1 protein-coding gene and 1 pseudogene are annotated in these 1764 nt (G+C 67.3%); one reads left to right on the forward strand and one right to left on the reverse strand.

The genetic code is table 11. From position 1 onward, the window contains the following. Positions 1–389: 389 nt before the first annotated feature. Positions 390–485 (reverse strand): annotated as a pseudogene (pqqA, locus tag ACFVWD_RS58235) (pyrroloquinoline quinone precursor peptide PqqA); the annotation flags it as partial. A 366-nt stretch (positions 486–851) separates the two neighbouring features. On the opposite strand from pqqA, the gene ACFVWD_RS58240 reads away from it, so the two are divergent. Further along, positions 852–1643 (forward strand): aldo/keto reductase, encoded by a 792-nt coding sequence (locus ACFVWD_RS58240; protein WP_389607284.1) that lies wholly within the window; start codon positions 852–854, stop codon positions 1641–1643. Positions 1644–1764: the final 121 nt, after the last annotated feature.

The raw sequence follows: 1764 nt of genomic DNA on the forward strand, positions 1-1764 counted from the left end.
CCTGTTCGAGCGAAGCCGAGAACTTGGGGGCGCGTGCATGGCGTCGCGGGGCAGACGGGAATGTGACGACAGGGCCTAGGCTGCCCGTTCGGCGGATCAGGTCGGAGAAAAGCAACGGTGCCTCACTAACGCAGATGAGCGGGGCTTGGTGCGTGCAGCTGCAAGGCGGAGGAGGGCGTCTACGCGATGGGGGTCCCCCCTGCTCGAGCGAAGCCGAGAGCTCGGGGGAGTCGGCAACCGACGACAACGCCGCTGGGGGCACCCCCTGCTCGAAGAGCTTGGGGGAGCGCGCACCAAGCCCCGCGTCTCCGGCATGATCCGCCGGACAGGCCCTACGCCGTACGTGCCAGGTGTCGCCCGGCCGGCGCCCGTTCGGCCACCGGGCCCAGGCGGTCGCCGAGCGCGTACGCGGTGACCTCGAGGGCGGTCTCGACGACCAGATACCCGGGGGTCTCCCAGACCCTTTCCTCCGATGTTTCCCGAATGACCTGCTCCGCGCGGCGGCCTTCGAGGGCGCTCTTGTTCATGTGCGCATACCTGCTTTCCTGATGGGTGGGGGGTGTAGAGCCCAGACAGGTGCTGGTGTTCACATGCATGCACCGAGTTCATGAACCCGTTCGGTGACGCCCTACAGAGTGGTCGGATGACGGAACCCGGTCAATGGTCCGGACCGATAAGGTCGGATCCATTTCCGGCCAATCTCCGACCCTCACCAGGAATCCACAGCAAATCCGCCGGTCAGGAATGCATACCGGCCGGTGATCGTTGACCATGGGAGTACCACCCGACGACTGAAGGATCGAGAGCTCGTGAGCAAGGTCCCCCCGATCATCCTGAACAACGGCGTCGAGATGCCGCAGCTGGGCTTCGGTGTCTGGCAGGTCCCGGACGACGAGGCGGAGCGGGCCGTCGCCACGGCGCTGGAGTCCGGATACCGCAGCATCGACACCGCGGCCATCTACGGCAACGAGGAGGGCACGGGCAAGGCCATCGCCACCTCCGACATCCCCCGCGAGGACCTCTTCGTCACCACCAAGCTCTGGAACAGCGACCAGGGGTACGACTCGACGCTCCGCGCGTTCGACACCTCCCTGGAGAAGCTCGGCCTGGACTACCTCGACCTGTATCTGATCCACTGGCCGCTGCCGTCCCGGGGCAAGTACATCGACACGTACAAGGCCTTCGAGAAGCTCTACTCGGACGGCCGGATCAAGGCCATCGGTGTCTCCAACTTCTACCCGGAGTACCTGGAGAAGCTGATCGAGGCGACGTCCGTCATCCCGGCCGTCAACCAGATCGAGCTGCACCCGCACCTCCAGCAGCACGCGGCCCGCGAGTACCACGCTCAGCAGGGCATCGCCACCGAGGCCTGGTCCCCGCTCGGCTCGGGCAAGGGCCTGCTGGAGGTCCCGGCGATCGTCGCCATCGCCCAGAAGCACAACCGCACTCCGGCCCAGATCGTGCTGCGCTGGCACATCCAGCTGGGCAATGTCGTGATCCCCAAGTCCGTGACCCCGTCCCGGATCAAGGAGAACATCGACGTCTTCGAGTTCTCGCTCGACACCGAGGACATCGCGGCGATCAGCGCGCTGAACGAGGACCGTCGCCTGGGTCCCGACCCGGCGACGTTCGACATGGGCTGAGCCCGATCCCCATGGGCTGACCTGCCCCGACCCCGTCGCCGGCCCGGACGCGCACCGCGGGGGCGGGCCCGGGGGGGGGTTTGCAGAGGGGGGCGGGCCGGGCCCGGGACCCCCCCAGAGA

Origin of the sequence: Streptomyces sp. NPDC058086, assembly GCF_042885015.1 — a bacterium.
Lineage (GTDB): Bacteria > Actinomycetota > Actinomycetes > Streptomycetales > Streptomycetaceae > Streptomyces.

Coding starts and splice junctions, on each gene's coding strand:
- ACFVWD_RS58240 (WP_389607284.1), top strand. CDS start 852: ATGCCGCAGCTGGGCTTCGGTGTCTGGCAGGTCCCGGACGACGAGGCG.